The 17,608-nt window shown below is 49.8% G+C and carries 17 protein-coding genes and 1 tRNA gene; 13 read left to right on the top strand and 5 right to left on the bottom strand.

Going from position 1 to position 17,608, the window contains the following annotated elements; all coding sequences use genetic code 11:
• The first annotated feature begins 2 nt into the window (after window positions 1–2).
• From whiA to ACLB09_RS24740, 3 genes are all read left to right on the top strand, one after another.
• Entirely contained in the window at window positions 3–932 is a 930-nt protein-coding gene (whiA, locus tag ACLB09_RS24750; protein WP_410772496.1) for a DNA-binding protein WhiA, read from the top strand.
• A 107-nt stretch (window positions 933–1,039) separates the two neighbouring features.
• Window positions 1,040–1,309: an HPr family phosphocarrier protein gene (locus ACLB09_RS24745; protein ID WP_114497387.1), complete on the top strand. Its 270-nt coding sequence runs from the start codon at window positions 1,040–1,042 to the stop codon at window positions 1,307–1,309.
• Window positions 1,310–1,746: 437 nt separating this feature from the next.
• Complete coding sequence (locus ACLB09_RS24740; protein WP_410772495.1) at window positions 1,747–2,505, top strand: SIMPL domain-containing protein; 759 nt, start codon at window positions 1,747–1,749, stop codon at window positions 2,503–2,505.
• 57 nt (window positions 2,506–2,562) lie between these two features.
• Here the strand turns inward: ACLB09_RS24740 and ACLB09_RS24735 are convergent, their stop codons facing one another.
• The gene (locus ACLB09_RS24735) at window positions 2,563–3,072 is read right to left on the bottom strand and encodes a hypothetical protein (protein ID WP_410772494.1); all 510 of its coding nucleotides are present in this window, start codon (window positions 3,070–3,072) and stop codon (window positions 2,563–2,565) included.
• A gap of 134 nt (window positions 3,073–3,206) precedes the next feature.
• Here ACLB09_RS24735 and ACLB09_RS24730 point away from each other — a divergent pair, with 134 nt between their 5' ends.
• The 7 genes from ACLB09_RS24730 to ACLB09_RS24700 all read left to right on the top strand — a co-directional run bounded on the left by ACLB09_RS24730 (window position 3,207) and on the right by ACLB09_RS24700 (window position 10,023).
• Window positions 3,207–3,644 (top strand): hypothetical protein, encoded by a 438-nt coding sequence (locus ACLB09_RS24730; protein ID WP_410772493.1) that lies wholly within the window; start codon window positions 3,207–3,209, stop codon window positions 3,642–3,644.
• 258 nt (window positions 3,645–3,902) lie between these two features.
• Entirely contained in the window at window positions 3,903–4,871 is a 969-nt protein-coding gene (locus ACLB09_RS24725) for an ABC transporter ATP-binding protein (RefSeq protein ID WP_410772492.1), read from the top strand.
• Window positions 4,868–5,716, top strand: coding sequence for an ABC transporter permease (locus ACLB09_RS24720; RefSeq protein WP_410772491.1), 849 nt, complete (start codon window positions 4,868–4,870; stop codon window positions 5,714–5,716). Before ACLB09_RS24725 ends, ACLB09_RS24720 begins: the two co-directional genes overlap by 4 nt.
• Window positions 5,716–6,522, top strand: coding sequence for an ABC transporter permease (locus ACLB09_RS24715; RefSeq protein ID WP_410772490.1), 807 nt, complete (start codon window positions 5,716–5,718; stop codon window positions 6,520–6,522). Before ACLB09_RS24720 ends, ACLB09_RS24715 begins: the two co-directional genes overlap by 1 nt.
• Window positions 6,523–6,576: 54 nt before the next feature.
• The gene (locus ACLB09_RS24710) at window positions 6,577–7,623 is read left to right on the top strand and encodes an ABC transporter substrate-binding protein (protein WP_410772489.1); all 1,047 of its coding nucleotides are present in this window, start codon (window positions 6,577–6,579) and stop codon (window positions 7,621–7,623) included.
• 166 nt (window positions 7,624–7,789) lie between these two features.
• Window positions 7,790–8,692, top strand: a complete 903-nt coding sequence (locus ACLB09_RS24705; RefSeq protein WP_410772488.1) for a copper amine oxidase N-terminal domain-containing protein — start codon at window positions 7,790–7,792, stop codon at window positions 8,690–8,692.
• 227 nt (window positions 8,693–8,919) lie between these two features.
• Window positions 8,920–10,023, top strand: coding sequence for a PdaC/SigV domain-containing protein (locus tag ACLB09_RS24700; RefSeq protein ID WP_410772487.1), 1,104 nt, complete (start codon window positions 8,920–8,922; stop codon window positions 10,021–10,023).
• Between the two features lie 310 nt (window positions 10,024–10,333).
• Here the strand turns inward: ACLB09_RS24700 and ACLB09_RS24695 are convergent, their stop codons facing one another.
• The 4 genes from ACLB09_RS24695 to ACLB09_RS24680 form a co-directional block, all read right to left on the bottom strand.
• On the bottom strand, window positions 10,334–10,744 hold the full coding sequence (locus ACLB09_RS24695; RefSeq protein ID WP_410772486.1) for a hypothetical protein: 411 nt from the start codon (window positions 10,742–10,744) through the stop codon (window positions 10,334–10,336).
• A 681-nt stretch (window positions 10,745–11,425) separates the two neighbouring features.
• Window positions 11,426–13,231 (bottom strand): adenine deaminase, encoded by a 1,806-nt coding sequence (ade, locus tag ACLB09_RS24690; RefSeq protein ID WP_410772485.1) that lies wholly within the window; start codon window positions 13,229–13,231, stop codon window positions 11,426–11,428.
• A 223-nt stretch (window positions 13,232–13,454) separates the two neighbouring features.
• Window positions 13,455–14,051, bottom strand: coding sequence for an ATP-dependent Clp endopeptidase proteolytic subunit ClpP (clpP, locus tag ACLB09_RS24685; RefSeq protein ID WP_410772484.1), 597 nt, complete (start codon window positions 14,049–14,051; stop codon window positions 13,455–13,457).
• 207 nt (window positions 14,052–14,258) lie between these two features.
• Window positions 14,259–14,333 (bottom strand) — tRNA-Arg (locus tag ACLB09_RS24680).
• A gap of 187 nt (window positions 14,334–14,520) precedes the next feature.
• Between ACLB09_RS24680 and ACLB09_RS24675 the strand changes: the two genes are divergently transcribed.
• The 3 genes from ACLB09_RS24675 to ACLB09_RS24665 all read left to right on the top strand — a co-directional run bounded on the left by ACLB09_RS24675 (window position 14,521) and on the right by ACLB09_RS24665 (window position 17,527).
• Window positions 14,521–15,540 carry a LacI family DNA-binding transcriptional regulator gene (locus ACLB09_RS24675; RefSeq protein WP_410772483.1) on the top strand — a complete coding sequence of 340 codons (1,020 nt, stop codon included), beginning with the start codon at window positions 14,521–14,523 and terminating at the stop codon, window positions 15,538–15,540.
• Between the two features lie 125 nt (window positions 15,541–15,665).
• A complete protein-coding gene (locus ACLB09_RS24670) occupies window positions 15,666–16,625 on the top strand; it encodes an ABC transporter permease (protein ID WP_410772482.1) in 960 nt (319 codons plus the stop codon).
• Between the two features lie 14 nt (window positions 16,626–16,639).
• Complete coding sequence (locus ACLB09_RS24665; protein WP_410772481.1) at window positions 16,640–17,527, top strand: carbohydrate ABC transporter permease; 888 nt, start codon at window positions 16,640–16,642, stop codon at window positions 17,525–17,527.
• The last annotated feature ends 81 nt before the right edge of the window (window positions 17,528–17,608 follow it).

Here is a 17,608-nt window from a genome sequence, read left to right as displayed (position 1 = left end):
CCTTGTCGTTTGCGGCGCAAACCAAAAAAGAATTGACCATGGTCGAGGCCGATGCCTGCTGTGAACAGGCGGAGCTATCCGCGTTGATCCGGATGAACGGTTCGGTTCAGGTTTCGAACAAAAAGGTCATTCTGGACATTTCGACGGAAAACGCCGCGATAGCAAGGCGGATTTATTCTTTGTTGAAAAAGCATTTTCAGATCCACACCGAACTGCTGGTCCGCAAGAAGATGCGCCTCAAGAAAAACAATGTTTACATCGTGCGCATTCCTGGCCGGGTTCAGGAGATTTTGAAGGAGCTGCAGATCGTTTCGGAGGGATTTATTTTTACGCCGGGGATTAATCCCGACCTTACCCGGAAAAACTGTTGTAAGCGGGCCTACCTGCGCGGCGCGTTCCTGGCCGGCGGCTCGGTCAACAACCCGGAAGGCTCTTCCTATCACCTGGAGATCTCCTCCATGTACGAAGAGCACTGTCAGGCGCTTGTCGATCTCGCCAATGAGTTTCATTTGAACGCACGCTGCATCGAACGCAAAAAGGGCTTTATTTTTTACATCAAGGAAGGCGAAAAAATCATCGAGCTGTTGAACATTATCGGCGCGCACCAGGCTCTGTTCAAATTTGAGGATGTGCGGATAATGCGCGATATGCGCAACTCCGTGAACCGGATCGTTAATTGCGAAACCGCCAATTTGAATAAAACGATCGGTGCCGCCGTCCGGCAAATCGACAACATCAAGCTGCTGCAAAAGGAAGTAGGTCTCGAAAATTTGCCCGACAAGCTGCGGGAAGTCGCTGAGGTGCGCCTCGCGCATCCGGATATGAACCTTAAGGAAGTCGGCGAACTGCTGAAGGGTACGGTAAGCAAGTCCGGCGTAAACCACCGGCTGCGCAAAATCGACGAGCTGGCGGAAAAAATTCGCGGGAGCTAAAGTTGTTTTGCTAGTGTGACGTAGGCTGTGTATGATATAATGATATAAATTATAAATGTTCACATTGTTGAACACGTGATCGAATTTGTAATAGGGGGTAAGGTTTGATGATCAAAAACCCGGTAACCGTTCGTCTGAAAACGGGTCTTCACGCCCGGCCGGCGGCGCTTTTCGTTCAGGAAGCGAATAAATACTCGTCCGAAATTTTCGTCGAGAAAGACGATAAAAAAGTGAATGCCAAGAGTATCATGGGCATTATGAGCCTTGCCATCAGCACTGGCACCGAGATTTACATCAGCGCGGAAGGTGCGGACGCCGAGCAGGCTGCAAACGCTTTAATCAATTTGGTCAGCAAAGAGGAATTGGAGAACCAGTAATTTTTGGTTTGGTTCGATTCTTATGCAAAAACAAAGGGGATGAATCCGTTCATGCGAGCGGATTCATCCCCTTTTTATTATGGAGTGACTTGGGTGATTTTGGGCCAAGTAACTGGCTTTTCTCCAGTTAATTTTCGGGGAATTGACCCTATCAACACATTTAACTGGAAATCTTCCAGCTAATTAGGCCTGTTTAGGCTTCAAGAGGGTAAAAAGGGGATATTAACTGTAGTTTCTCCAGCTAGTTACGCCCAACACGACCAAGTGTGCAAAATAACTGTAGGTTATCCAGTTAAACTTTGCCGGATCCAGCGAGCAATCTGAATACGGAATGCGCAGCCCGGTAAAAATTATGAAGATTTTGTGGTTTGTCCTGCAACATTTGATCTTGTACTGCGTTTAGTAGTTAAATTCACCAATAAATGGAGGGTCAATTCATGAAAACTTGGATAAAACCTGTAGGTGCAGTACTGATAGCGGGAACTTTACTCGTAGGCGGAACGTTTTTGAGCGGTGCGCTCAACGCATCCCAGCCTGTTTATGCCGACGGTGAGTTGCAGAAGAATATCATAAGCGTAGTGGGGAGCGGAGAAATTTCCGCTAAACCGGATGTTGCGTATCTATCGCTTGGCGTAGAGACACAGGCCGATACGGCGAAGGAAGCCCAAAGCGCGAATGCGGCGAAGATCGCCAAGATCAATACGCTGCTGAAGGATACGTGGAATATTGATGCAAAGGACATTCAAACCGGCCAATTCTACGTGCAGCCTAACTATACCTACACCGAAAAAGATGGCCAAAAAGTCAAAGGATACACCGCGCAGCATACGTTGAACGTAACTTACCGCGATTTAGCGAAAGTCGGCCAATTGCTGGACGCCGTTTCGCAAGCCGGAGCCAACCGGATCGACAATATCCGGTTCAGCACCGAGAACCCGGACCAGTACCAGGAGCAAGTGATCGAGAAGGCGATGAGCAATGCTAAGCTGAAAGCGGCGGCGATTGCCAAATCGGCCGGTCGCAGCCTCGGCGTCGTAGTCAGCGTGACGCAGTCGGGCGGAGGGGAAACCCCGATCTACATGCAAAATGAAGCTCTTCAGATGAAGGCTACCGCGGATGGAGCCGCAAGCACAGCCGTGGAACCGGGCGAAGTGACTTTGAAGACAACGCTCAGCGTCATTTTTGAAATGAAATAGACTAAAACCGAAGCCGGGCCCTAACAGTTGTAACTGTCGGGAAACCCGGCTTCTTTTTTATTTTGTATTGTTTTGTGTTGCTCCGGTTACTTTGGTGAATGGCTTCAGCTTTTCGATCAATTTGATGTCCTCGTAATAATCCTTTTTCAACGAATTCACGGTATAGGAGATATGTACTTTCATGATGGAATCATTACGGACCTTGAGACCATTAAAAAGAATTCCCTCCCCCAAATACTCCGTCAAGTGCGTCTCATACCGCTGAAAGGGATCACCCCCGAAGGCGGTATCCAAAACATGCACCCCATCGACCGTACCGGAAATAATAATCCCGTCAAATTGCTGATTAGCGCCTGTAACCTCCAAATAATAATTCGGAGCCAGGTACAGATAACTGCCGAAGGAGACCAGGTGAATATCTTTGATGTCAAAATCCGGCGTATGAATCTCGAATTGATATTCGGTTGGCTTTTTATCTTGAATGGTGATTTTCCAGACTAGCACAGTTGTTGCTAAGAGCAAAGCGATCATGGTTGCGGAGATGGCGATGACCGTCATTTTTTTCAATCTGCAAAGCCTCCAAGAAATAGAATTGTTCATTTATATACATAATATAACAGAGTCGCCAGGTGTCACTATTTCGCAAATGATACGGTTCAATGAATTATTGGCTCCGATGGGCTAGATGGAGGAGGGATATCATGGGGCGATTGCCGAAAAAGTGGATGGCCGTAATGTTATGTGTTGCCATCATGCTTGGATGTTACGGACAAGCCCATATCGACGCTGCTACGGATGAACCCCCGAAGGGGTTTGTAGAAATCGTGGATTTGGACAAAAATGTACTGATAAAGAGAGTAGAGTTCAGCAAGGATCTTCAATATAGGATGAAGCTGATGCTTGCCGACATGAAGTTGAACGGACGCAGTAATCTGGACTTTCCAAAAGGAATATTAATGAAGGTTCCCCTGCATACGCGGATCCATAACGATTGGTTTGACGATCGCATCCATGAAGCAATTGTTATATTCGAGCCCGGGCAGAGACCTGTTGTTTTATTGTTTAACCGGAAAAATCAGCCAGTCCTGTTTACAGCTTCGGGAGACGAGGGAATGATGGATTTCGTCGTAACAAAATAAGGCGCATGTGTCCCGGCAAAGGCTTACTGTTGCAAGGCAGTGGCCTTTTTTGTTGGAGACTGTCGAATTTTCGCAATATTTCTCGCCCTCTTACCGCTGCCAATCCCTAGAAAAGTGTTGTAACCCGCGCCAAAACAAGGTATAGTGAATATGCAAAAAATGAATCGATAGACCTGATAAAGCCATACCAATGGATATGGCTTTTTTTTCTTAAAGGCAACAATTTATCACACAACCTATGAAGGAGTTGATGCATACATGATTGAGCTGTCCGGGGTTGAAAAACACTTTCAGGGACAAGTCGTTGTGCATCCGCTTTCGCTCACCATTAAGGAAGGGGAATTCCTGACCTTGCTGGGCCCGAGCGGCTGCGGCAAGACGACGATTCTGCGCATGATCGCCGGATTCGAGCATCCGACCAAAGGAAAGATTTTGCTGGACGGGGCCGATTTGACGAGCCTGCCTCCGAACCGCCGGGATTTGAACCTTGTCTTCCAGCATTATGCACTCTTTCCGCATATGACGGTGGAGGACAATATCGCTTTCGGGCTGAAAATGAAAAAAATGCCGGCTAAAGAACAGCGGGAGCGCGTTCATGAGGCCGTAACCATGACGCAACTGACTCCGCTGGTCAAACGTTACCCGCATCAGCTTTCGGGCGGGCAGCAGCAGCGCGTAGCAATTGCCCGCGCGATCGCCAACAAGCCTAAAGTGCTGCTTCTGGACGAACCGCTAGGCGCGTTGGATCTGCAGCTGCGGAAGAACCTGCAATCCGAGCTGAAGCATCTGCAGCGCAGTCTGGGGATCACATTCGTATACGTCACGCATGATCAGGAGGAAGCGATGATGCTGTCCGACCGGATCGTGATCATGAATGGCGGCAAGGTGGAACAAATCGGAACGCCACGGGAGATTTACGCTACACCGACTACGCTGTTTTCCGCTACATTTGTGGGAGAGAACAATATTTTCTCACAGGATGGGCGGCTGTTTGCTGTGCGTCCGGAAAAACTGAAAGCCGTCCGTAATCAGGACACGGCCAAGCGAACGGGAGAAGTGTTGGATGTCCTTTATCTGGGGAGTATCCACAAACTGATCGTTCAGCTCGACGATGAACCGATGACGGTGTCCATCGTGCTTGATTTTACCGATGACCGCCCATGGCAAGTTGGAGAAAAAATCGGCGTGAATTGGAATACGGAGGATGAGGTGGTTATCGGGTCATGAAGAAATCAAGCCTGGGCCTTCTGCCGGTCCTCCTTTGGCTGAGCCTGTTCCTGGTCGTTCCGATGCTGATCGTAATAGGGATTTCTTTTATGGGCCGGGACGAACTCGGCAATGTGGTGTTCAATTTAAATCTGGATGCTTATGCCACGTTCTTTGATCCGCTTTATTTGGGTATTTATTGGGACACGATTGTTCTGTCCGTATTGACTACCGTTTTATGTTTGCTGCTCAGCTATCCGCTGGCCTATTATATCGCAAATGCCGGTCCGAGGATGCAAACCTGGGGATTGGCGCTGATCACGATTCCGTTCTGGATTAACTTCCTGATCCGTACTTATGCTTGGGTGCTGCTATTGCGGACGCAGGGCGTGGTCAACAATTTGCTGATGGATTTCGGATTGATCCAGGAGCCTCTGCAAATGCTGTACACCAAGGGCGCGGTACTGCTGGGCATGGTGTATACTTTTATTCCGTTTATGGTACTGCCGATTTATGTGGCGCTGGAGCAGATGGACAAGAAGCTCCTTGAAGCGGCGAGCGACCTGGGTGCAACCGGCTGGAAATCTTTCTGGCACATTACGCTGCCGCAGACGAAGTCAGGGATTATGACCGGCTCGGTGCTTGTGTATGTATCGACGACCGGCATGTTCGTGGTGACCGATATTCTGGGCGGGGCCAAATCGGCGATGATCAGTAACATCATTCAAAGCCAGTTCCTTGGAGCGCGTAATTGGCCGTTCGGTTCGGCGTTATCGGTGATCTTCGTAATCACGTCGCTGGTCTTGATCGCTCTGTTTAATAAAGCGATGACATCCAGACATTTGACGGCAAAGGAGGGACGCTGATGAAGCGGAAAAATCATCCGTTGCTCGGGATCCATTCCCTGCTGGTCATGATATTCATTTATGTGCCGATTGCCTTTATTATCGCCTATTCGTTCAACAGCTCCCGGCTTGCCGCGGACTGGAGCGGCTTTACGTTCGAATGGTATGCCTCTCTGTTCACTAACCGGCATGTCATGGAAGCACTTAGCAACACAATGACCGTTGCGCTTGTTTCAACCGTGGTTTCAACCTTGCTTGGTACGCTGGCTGCGCTAACGATCCGCAAGGTTGGCCGGAAGACTAAAGCCGGCGTGGGCGGTCTGCTTTATCTGCCGATCATCATTCCGGACATTATCATGGGGTTATCCCTGTTGGTCCTGTTCACCCAGTTTCATATGCCGCTAGGGAAATTGACGATTATTATCGCGCATATCACCTTCTGCGTTTCCTATGTCTATGTGATCGTGACCACGAGACTGACGGGAATGGGAGGCCAATTGGAAGAGGCGGCGCAGGATCTCGGTGCTGATGCCTGGCAAACTTTTAGGCACGTTACCTTGCCGCAAATCATGCCGGGGATCATCTCCGGGGCATTGATCGCATTTACGATGTCGCTTGACGATTTCATGGTCAGCTTTTTCGTCAGCGGTCCGAGCTCGACGACTTTGCCGATTTATATTTACGGTCAGGTAAAACGGGGTATTTCCCCGGAAATTAACGCGCTTTGTACGATTTTGATCCTCGTCAGCGTAACATTGATTTTCCTGGCTCAATTCATGTTAAATAGAGGGAAGGGCCAGAAGAAACAATCGGTTCTTCCGTTTTAAGGCAGTTTGCTTGTAGACTTCCAATACGATGAAAGAAAGAGAGGAGATAGAGAATTGAAAAAAATGAAATGGGCCGGCCTGGTGCTGGCGGCTACTATGGTGCTTGCGGTATTGTCGGGTTGTGGATCGTCCAAGGAAACGTTGAACATTTACAGCTGGGCGGACAATTTTGACGCAGATGTACTGGCAGCTTTTGAAAAACAGTACGACGTGAAAATCAACTACGATGTGTTTGCCAACAATGAAGATCTGCTCGCCAAAATCAAAGCAGGCGGCGGTGGCTATGATTTGATCCAGCCTTCCGACTACATGGTGGCAACAATGATCAAGCAGGATCTGCTCGCACCATTGAACAAGGACAATATTCCGAATTTCGCGAATATTTCCGATACGTACAAGAACCCGTCCTTTGACCCGGACAACAAGTATTCCATTGTTTACACCTCCGGCGTCACAGGCATCGCATACAATACGAAATACGTGAAAGACGAGATCGACAGCTGGGAAGACCTCTGGAATCCCGAATACAAGGGGAAAGTCATCCTGCTGGACGATAACCGCGAAGTCATCGGCATGGCGCTGAAAAAAGCCGGCAAATCGAACAGTTCGACCGATGAAGCCGAAATTACCGCCGCAGTGGATGATTTGAAGAATCTGCTGCCGAGCGTGCTCGCTTTTGACACCGACAATATCAAGCAGAAGATGATTCAAGAAGAAGGCTGGATCGCTACGGTTTGGTCCGGCGATGCCTCTGTTATTGCTAAAGACAATCCGGACGTAGCCTATGTAGTGCCTAAGGAAGGCGGAACAATCTGGTCCGACAACTATGCGATTCCGAAAGGCGCCAAGCATCAGGAACTGGCGGAGAAGTTCATCGACTTCATGCTGGATCCGGAAAACAGCGCCAAAAATTATGAATCCATCGGCTATAGCGATCCGAACGTCAAAGCACATGAATTTCATAGTGAAGAATACAATGGCGATAAAATGATCAACTTGTCGGAAGACGAATTGTCCCGGACCGAATGGCTGGGCGATGTCGGCGACAAGCTGCAAGTATACGACCGCTTCTGGACCGAGTTGAAGAGCGGCCGGGAGTAATGACTAAGGGAAGAGCGTGGGAAACCACGCTCTTTTTGTTTGGATGGCTCTATGTGGGTAGGGTTGCGTAACGCGCCGATTGATCCGGCTTAGTTAACTTTATCTCTTTAGTTTGCGTCTATAGAAGTAAGTCGGGTAAAAGAGTCTTGCTAAGGAGATGATCAACTTGAAAAAAGCTTTTGTGATAGCAGGGATCGTGTGCTCGCTGCTTGCGGCGGAAGGTTCTGCTTCTGCGCTTCCTGCCAATGAGGAGACTAGCGTATTCGTCAACGGGAGGCTGCAAGTGGAAGTTTTGACCGTGAACGACCGAACCCTGATCCAACTCGTCGCTTTGAAGGATCCGGCTTGGAATATTTCTTATGATTCCAAGAAGAAAACCATCGTCGTATCCAACCCATCGAATAAGAAGAGCATTCTTTTGAAGGCGGGCGAGAAGGCAGCAGAGGTAAACGGTAAGAAGGTGGCCATTGATGTGCCGGTTACCGTGAAGGAGGGGCGTACTTATGTGCCGTTAAGATTCATTTCCGAGCAGTTGGGCGGTTATGTATCTTTCAATAAGGAAGAGAACCGGGCGGTGATCCGGACTCCATCCGGACAGGCAAACTATGAAACCTTGATGAGCGGAGACTTGACCGAAGCCCGTGAAGTCGCCTCCCGGCTGGAGTTGGTATATGAGCGGGATACCGAGCCGCTTCCGGTGACCGGGGAAGGATTTACGACCACAAATACGTATCCTAAGGGGGAAGCGCTGCGCCTGAAGCGGGATTACAAGGGAATGACCTGGTATGCGGAAGTCAATAAGGAGGGCCTGCTGGTCGTCAAGTGGCAGAAGGACAGCCTTGGTGAAAAGCGCGAAAGCGGGACGCCGCCGAAGTCTTTCGGCGAAGCGTTATTTTTCTCCGATAACTTCATGTCAGAATTGTTGATCTATGGAACTGTAAACACAGCCGGAGAGTCGTCGGAGCTGGGAAGAATCAGCTTGGCGGGTAACGGGGACAAGGAACCGAGTCTCGCTGTTCCCATCGAGGGAGAAACGAGGACGGATGCACTAACGGGAACGGATGTATAACAGATACGGTAATAGATGTAGTAACAGATGCGGTAATTGGTGCGGTAATAGATGCGGTAATAGATGCGGTAAAAATACGGTAACAGAACGGTAATAGATGCTGTAGCAGCGGGCGCATGGGATGGGCTGGCACGAGAACTTCTTCTATAACTCCTGCTTCCTGGAGCATGATTTTCCACACTCGGGGAAATAATTGGGGTAACTCCGAGAAGAAGTGAGGTTAAGAAATGAAAAAGTTCGCTTTTCGTATAGGTTGTGCAGTGCTTGCTATCGGTATGCTGGCTTCGGGATTGGGGAGCATGACTTGGTATGGCACTCCGGCTTATGCTGACCCTGCTCAAGGCAGTCCGTCTGCGGTGCAAGTCCAAAAACCTAAAGCCGGCCAGCCGGTAAAGGTTACGCTGAAGGGCAAACCGTTGAAACAGCAAGGCGTAATGGGGGAAGAGGCAGTACTGGTTCCTTTGGAACTGATTCGCAAAAGCTTAAAGATACCGGTGAAATTCGATGAGAAGAGCAATACTTACACGTTGAAGCGGGGAAATGTCGTTGTCCAGCTTCAGCCTACGGAGACGGGGGCCAAAGTGGTTGTGGACGGAAGCACGCAAGTGCTCCCCTATGAGTGGATGGTCATTGACGGCAAGCCGTATGTATCCGTGAAAGTACTTACCGATAATTTGGGGTACACCTCGGAATGGACTAAGGATGGGAGTGGGAGTTCGTATAATCTGATCCCTCACCGCTTGAACGATATCAAGATCAGCACGCGCAACATAGAGAAGGTAATACCCGAGGCTTCCATCAAGGTGCAGTATCCTCAGGTCAGCGGGCTGCGTAGCAAGGAAGCCGAGCGGAAGATTAATACCCTGCTTCAGGCAAGAGCCGATACATTCGTGCAAAAATCATTGAAGGAAGCGAAGGAAAACCAACCGTCGCCTAACGGCAGTCCTTACGAGTATCTCGGCAACTACACCGTAACCTATAACCGAGGTGGGCTCCTGAGCATTTTGGAACAGACCTATGCCTATACGGGTGGAGCGCATGGTATTAGCGTCAGAGAAGGCCTTACCTTCCGACTGAGTGACGGCAAGCTACTGACGCTGGATGAAGTGCTGCGCGCCAATCCCAACTTCCGAAGCATAGTGGATCCTTCCATCGCTAAGCAACTGAAGCAAACCGAGGGCTACTTCGGAGGCTTCGAAACCATCGGGAACAACCCGGATTTTTACTTGAAGGATAACGGGGTAGTCATCTTCTTCCAACTGTATGACTATCTTCCTTACGTGTTCGGATTCCCCGAGTTTTACTTCTCATTCCCGGAACTGGGAATCTAGAAGTAGTTGCGGTACCATGATGAAACGGCTTTAAGTACTGGACAAACATTAGACCGACAAGTATACACAGTAAAGTAAAAGGAACAACAGCAGATGCAGTAGCTACAGCAGAAGGTAGTAGCAACAGCAGAAAGAGTTGCAATAGTAGGAACGTCAACAATAGCGCAACAGTAACAAGCAACTACTGTGACAGTAATAACGTGAACAGCATCACTAGTAAAACCAGTAAAACCAGTAAAACCAGTAAAACCAGTAAAACCAGTAAAACCAGTAAAACCAGTAACATCCGCAATACCAGCGCCACCAGCCACTAGCAAAACCAGTACACAAGCACCTTCCGCACCAACACCAGTAACACCACCAACACCACCAACACCAGTAACACCAGTAACACTCGCAACACCAAAACTAGTAACACCAGAAAACCAGAAAACCAGAAAACCAGAAAACCAGAAAACCAGAAAACCAGAAAACCAGAAAACCAGAAAACCAGAAAACCAGAAAACCAGAAAACCAGAAAACCAGAAAAACCAGAAAAACCGGCAACAACAGCACCCGCAACACCAGTAACTAATAGCACCAACAACCGCAGAAACAATAACGACGGAAATAATCGCAACAGTAACAACCGGCCGACCGAACCAGACCGATAACTTGCAATAACTAATTCGAGAATACCCAGCAACAGACCCAATACCGTCAATATTTGGACCTTAAACAAATCTGCAACTCAAAAAGCCTGCCAATTTGGCAGGCTTTTGTTTTTTAGATGTATAGCGAGATTCCAATAGGGTGTACGTAATTAAATCAAACTAATGCAAAAATACATCAGTTTACTTGTGCAGAAGCCAGAATGAGCTCAATTGGTGCAAAAGTGCATCATTTTTCATCGTATAAGCCAGTTTTACTCCATATGCCCCGACAAATGATGTACTTTTGCGGTATTTGCGGGAAAGCGGTCGGTTTCGTTTAGAAAAGCTGCATTTTTGCATCATTTCGTAGCCAGATGGCATGAGTAAAAGCTACTTGGAATGTCACTCTGCCATCTGCCCAAACCCTTATTCCCCGATCTCGACGGGAATCAGTTGAACCGGTTGACATCCGACAGGTTGTGATTGGTGACGTTCAACTCGAAAATGAGTGGGACGGCGAAGTTATTGCACGGATTTATCGAGCAACAGAACAGGTATAATGCAAAAATACATCAATCTACTTGTGCAGGAGCCCGAATGAGCTCAATTGGTGCAAAAGTACATCATTTTTCATCGTATAAGCTAGATTTACTCCAAAGACCCCGACAAATGATGCACTTTCGCAGTATTTGCCTCTAAAGCAGTCTGTTTCGCTTAGAAAAACTGTATTTTTGCACCATTTTGTAGCCGTAAAGCGGTGCGAAGGGGCTTTACCCGATCTCGACGGGAATCAGCTTGAACTGATCGACATCCGCCAGGCCGCGATTGGTGATGCGCAGTTCGGGGATGACCGGCAGCGCGATCAGCGAGAATGTCATGAACGGCGCGTTCAGCGTACAGCCGAGCGTTTTCCACGCTTCTTCCAGCGTCTGAACTTCCTTCACGACGATATCGAGCGGCTGATCGGACATCAGCCCGGCGATGACCATCGGCACGGACGCCAGCACCTGTCCGTCCAGCACGGCGATCATGCCACCGCCCAGCTTCGCTAGCTCGTTGGCGGCGAAGGCCATGTCCTCCGGGTTGGTGCCCATGACCAGGAGGTTGTGGCTGTCATGCGCCACGGTTGAAGCGACCGCTCCGCGCCGCAGGCCGAAGCCTTGCGCGAAGGCCAGGGAGATCTGCCCCGTGCCGTGATGGCGCTCGATGCAGGCCAGCGTGAGCACATCCTGCTCGAGGCTCGGCCGGATGAAGCCGTCCTCGACGGCCAGCGTGGCTGTGCCGCGCCCCGTCCGGGCGCTGTTCTCGATCGCCCGGATCACGTTCACCTCGGTCGAAGCCGAGGTGGCCGAACCTTCGCGGCGACTGGCCAGCAAGAAGTCGCGCGCCTCCAACGGCCGCGCCAAATGCACCGACTGCCGCGCGGCTTCCGGATAGGCATAGGCCGGGAAGGCCATTTGCAGCTCGCCGCCGCCGAACACCACATTGCCGTCCGTGATGACGGTGGATGGCACCATATCCTTCAGGCTGTCGATCAGCAGCAGATCGGCGCATTTGCCCGGCGCGATGCCGCCGACGTCGCCGTCGACCCGGAAATACCGGGCCGTGTTGATCGTCGCCATCTGAATCGCCGTTACCGGCTCCACGCCTTCCTCGATCGCGCGGCGCACGACGTGGTTCATATGACCCTTCTCGATCAGGGTCTGCGGGTACACGTCGTCCGTGACGAGCATGATGTTGCCCGGGTGCACGTGATCTTCCGTCACGACCTTGATCACTTCCTTCACATCATGCCAGGCCGAGCCTTCGCGGATCATGAGATGCATGCCGAGCTGCAGCTTGAGGAGACCTTGCTCGCGCGTGACCGTCTCATGGCAAGACGTTACGCCGGAGGCAATATACGCCTGCAGCATTGGCTCGTCTTCGCTCGGAAAATGGCCGGTAACCGCTTTGCCGGCCTTGATCGTCGCGGCAATCTCGCCGCTCATCTTGGGGTCGCCGTACACGACCCCGGGGAAGTTCATCACTTCGCCAAGCCCTTCGACGCCTTCCCAAGTCATTCCGTCCTCAATATCGGCTACGTTCAGCTCGGCTCCGGCGTCCTCCAGGTCGTCCGTGGCGGGAACGCAGGAAGGGAAGGTCGTATATACCTTCAGCGGCAGCCCGCGTCCTTCTTCGTGCATCCAGCGCACGCCTTCCGCACCGAATACATTGGCGATCTCATGGGGATCCATGAACACGCCCGTCGTCCCTTTCGCCAAAGCGGCTTTGGCGAACTCCGTTACGGACAGCATCGTGCTCTCCACGTGCATGTGGCCGTCCAGCAGGCCCGGGACGATAAAGCGCCCCTTGGCGTCCAGCACGACCGTCTCTTCGCCGATCGTATGGCCGGCGTCCCCGACATAAGCGATCCGGCCCGCAGCGACGGCTACGTCCGTATGTGCCTGCAGCCGTCCGGTGTATACATTGACGAGCGTTCCGTTTTTTATCACCAGGTCGGCCTTTTTCGTTCCGGTGGCCACTTCGGCCAGAGTCCGGCTAACCTCGGTCAAATGATGTCTCTGTAAATGGCTCATCTTTGTTCACTCCTTCATTGGTGGGTGGCTAACTTCTCTGTTCATATTCTTTCACCGAACTCCTTGAAAAGCAAGCTGGCCCGGCAAAGCGGCGCGATATTCAGAAGCCGGTCCCGATGATCTTGGATCGATTCGGAATCCTATAGGTTAATGTATATAAAAAAGACCGCTCCAAGGGCGATAACCCGTTGGAGCAGTCTTTGATTTACTTTTGCAATTAAAATTAAACGCCTTGCGGTGTTACTTTCTCGATGACGCGATCGATCAGGCCATAGTCTTTCGCTTCGGCAGCGCTCATGAAGTAGTCGCGGTCGGTATCCTTTTCGATCCGTTCCAGCGGCTGTCCGGTGCGTTCAGCCAAAATCTTGTTCAGCTTATCACGCATCTTCAGGATGCGGCGGGCACGGATTTCGATATCCGTAGCCTGACCTTCGGCTCCGCCGAGCGGCTGGTGAATCATGATTTCACTGTTAGGCAGCGCGTAGCGTTTGCCTGGAGCGCCCGCATTCAGCAGGAATGCGCCCATGGAAGCCGCGAGGCCCACGCAGATCGTGGAAACGTCGGACTTAATGAATTGCATCGTATCGAAAATGGCCATACCGGCTGTAATGGAACCGCCTGGGCTATTGATGTACAGATGGATGTCTTTCCCCGGCTCTTCCGCGTCCAGAAACAGCATTTGCGCGATAATGGCGTTAGCGACGACGTCATTGACCTGGGAACCCAGGAAAATGATGCGGTCCTTCAGCAGTCTGGAGTAAATGTCATAGGCGCGTTCTCCGCGGTTACTTTGTTCAACGACCATAGGAATATAACTCACCGATAAAACCTCCTTATTTGGATCAAGCCATTTTATTGAATCGGTTCAATCAATTTCAGAATTGACGGAATCGATGAATATTAACCTCATCATAAACAATTTCAAACAGAAAGTCAAAGAAAGTCAAACTCAGTGTAATAAAAAAACCCATAGGTCAGGGTATCAGGTAAATCGTATAATAACTAATAGTTGCTAATGAAGTAATAATGGCGCGCCCGCGAGGAATCGAACCTCGATCTCAGGCTCCGGAGGCCTACGTCATATCCATTGGACCACGGGCGCAAACAGTACATTTAATTAGCGTGCAAAAATGATTATATGACATCCAGGGATAAAAAGCAAGGAAGTTGCTAAAAAAAGTTGTCAGTCGCCGGATCCGGGATAATAAAAAATAAAAGGATTGAACTGAAAGCGTTTTTATGCTAATTTGATGTTATAAAAACGTTTTTATTATGAAGGGCGAATGGAAATGGCAAAGGTTACAATCAAGGACGTAGCAAGGGAGGCGGGCGTCTCCATATCTACGGTTTCGAATGCACTAAACGATGTGGACGTACTGGCTCCGGAGACAAAATCACATGTGCTCAACGTGGCAAAGCGGTTAAATTATGTACCTAACCTGAACGGCAAGCTTTTAAAGTCCGGGAAGACTAAGATGCTGGGTTTTTTCACAACCAGCGTATCGGGGCCGTATTTCTACACGCTGGTGGAGTCCATGGCCCGCGAGAGCGACCGCTTGGGTTACGGGTTGAATGTGTTCGTCACAAAAGACAAGCAAGTGATCATGAACAACATTCTCGGCAGGCGCGTAGATGGCGTCATCATCTATGAAGAGCTAAAGATCGATGAACATGACATCGCGGTGATGGAGAAAGACAAGATCAAGGCCGTGTTTCTGGATCGGGTCTTTCACAACGAGACGATGGGCAGCGTGACCTTCGATTCCTTCGTGTCCGGTTATGAAGCAACGAAATATTTAATCAGCCTCGGGCATAAGAGAATTGCCTACATCTCCGGCGTGGATACGATGTACGATAGCGTGCAGCGGAGAGACGGCTATCTGGCCGCCTTGAGGGAGCATCAGCTTCCTGTAGACAGCGACTATGTATTGCAGGGCTATTTTGAGGAAGAGGGCACTTTTAATGCCGTAAAATCCTTTCTTCACAACCATTCGGGCAAGGTGCCGGATGCTTTCCTGGCCGGGAACGACCTTAGCGCGATCGGATGCATCAAGGCTTTGAAGTCTCACGGTTTCGAAGTACCGATGGACATTAGTGTCGTAGGCTTCGATGATATCGATATCGCCCAGTACTTCGCGCCGCCGTTAACGACGGTCAGGAACCAGATCGCAAGGCAAGCTATCCTGACGATCGACCATCTGGTTGCCATGATCCAGAAGAAAGAACAGGGTAAGTCCCAAAAGCTGCAGGGAGAGCTTGTCGTTCGAGGCTCAAGCCATGTAAAGATCAACAGGAACGAACAGGCGTAAGCCGGGAACAAGAATCTTTGTTGCGGAATTGTTTTTTTAACGGTGCAAAGATAGGGGGATTTGTTTTGCCAAAAATAAAAACGTTTTTATACTTTAAATTTATATTTTAGAAGGGAGAGAGGAACATGGCAAAAGGGTCTGCCGCTAGCGGGAAAAAGCCGATGGGGCAAAGGGTCAGGGAATTTGCAATCGATTACAAGCGGCAATGGGAGATTCAGTCCATGATCTTGCCCGGCGTCATCTTCATGATCATTTTTTGCTACATTCCGATTTACGGCTTGTCGATCGCTTTTAAAAACTACACGGTCATCGATACGCTGGATTCCGCTCCCTGGGTGGGTCTCGACAATTTCAAAATCATTTTGTCCGACAAATATTTTTGGGATTCGGTGGTTAACACCTTGGGCATCAGCTTTCTGAAGCTGGCTGTCGGCTTCGTGATTCCTATTGTTTTGGCGATCATGATTTACGAATTAAGCATGGGCCGGTTCAAAAAAATCGTGCAGACCATTTCGTATCTGCCGCATTTTCTGTCCTGGATCGTATTGGGCGGGATGCTGATTACGTGGTTTTCGACCACCGGGTTGTTCAACCAACTGCTGCTCGATTTGGGTCTCATTTCGAAGCCGCAAAACATTTTGCTGGACCCGGGGAAATACTGGTGGATCGCCACCCTGTCCGATATTTGGAAAGAGGCGGGCTGGGGGACCATTCTTTATCTGGCCATTATGTCGAAAATCGATCCTACATATTACGAAGCCGCCAAAATCGACGGGGCCAGCCGAATCAGACAAATCTGGAACATTACGCTCCCTAATATGAAGATGATCATCAGCTTGAACCTGATCTTGACTGTAAGCGGTTTATTGGGCTCCAATCTGGATCAAACCCTGGTGCTGATGAACTCCCAAAACCGGGCCCGCGCGGAGGTCATCAACTCTTACGTATACCGGATGGGGATGACGCAGGGCGATTTCTCCTATGCTACCGCCGTTGGTTTGGGTGTCTCCATAGTTTCAGTAATTCTGCTGGTTGCCGCCAATAAAGTCACCAGTAAACTAAACGATAATCAATCGGTCTTGTAAAGGAGGCAATTCCAGTGAATCGAAAGGCGGTTAAAGAAGATCTCGACAGCAGAATCTTTGATACCATCAACATCACCTTGCTGCTCATGTTCACCGTAGTCATCGTCGTTCCGCTTTGGAATGTCATCGTGTCCTCCTTTAGTTCGGGCAGATCGCTGGCGGAAGGCGGATTCGTATTTTGGCCCAAGGAGTTCTCCCTGGAAAATTACGAAGCCGTATTTCGGGACACGAGCATTTGGCAATCTTTCTTTATCTCCATCTCCAAAACGACGCTCGGCGTGATTACCCACGTGTTTTTCTGCGCCATGATCGGTTACGGGTTGAGCAAAAGATACGTACGCGGCCGCAAACTGTATGTCGCCATGGGCGTCATTACCATGTTTTTCTCGGGCGGCATGATTCCCACCTACTTATTGATCAAATCGCTGGGACTGCTCAACAGCTTCTGGGTGTACATCATTCCGGCCTTGTTCAGCTATTACGATGTCGTCATTCTCATGAACTTCTTCCGGAATGTGCCCGATTCGCTCGATGAGTCGGCCAAGATCGACGGAGCCGGGGACTGGCGGATTTTTCTCAAAATATTCATTCCGCTTTCCATGCCTGCCATGGCAACGATCGCTTTGTTCAACGGAGTCGGGCAGTGGAATGACTTCATGACCACCAAATTGTACATTACCGATCAGGCCCTTTATCCGCTGCAGATGAAGCTGTATGAAATTATCGTCCAGTCGCAAACGCAGTCAATGCAAAATATCGGGGGCTCCGTCGTGATCGAAACGACGACCAAAGGGGTTCAACTCGCGACCATTGTCATTACTACGTTGCCGATTGTCGTGATGTATCCAATACTGCAAAGGTACTTTATCTCGGGCATGATGCTGGGGGCGGTGAAAGAGTAAAAGTTTCTTTTCGGCGGTTTACCAAGCAGACAAATGTGGGGTTTTAAAGTTGTTGAAAGCGCTTTAATTCAAAGGAGGGTA

This window comes from Fontibacillus forbon (assembly GCF_046559655.1).
In the GTDB taxonomy this organism is placed as follows: Bacteria; Bacillota; Bacilli; order Paenibacillales; family Paenibacillaceae; genus Fontibacillus.
The sequence above is the reverse complement of the archived record's forward strand: the minus strand, read 5'-3'. Positions and strand labels throughout refer to the sequence as shown.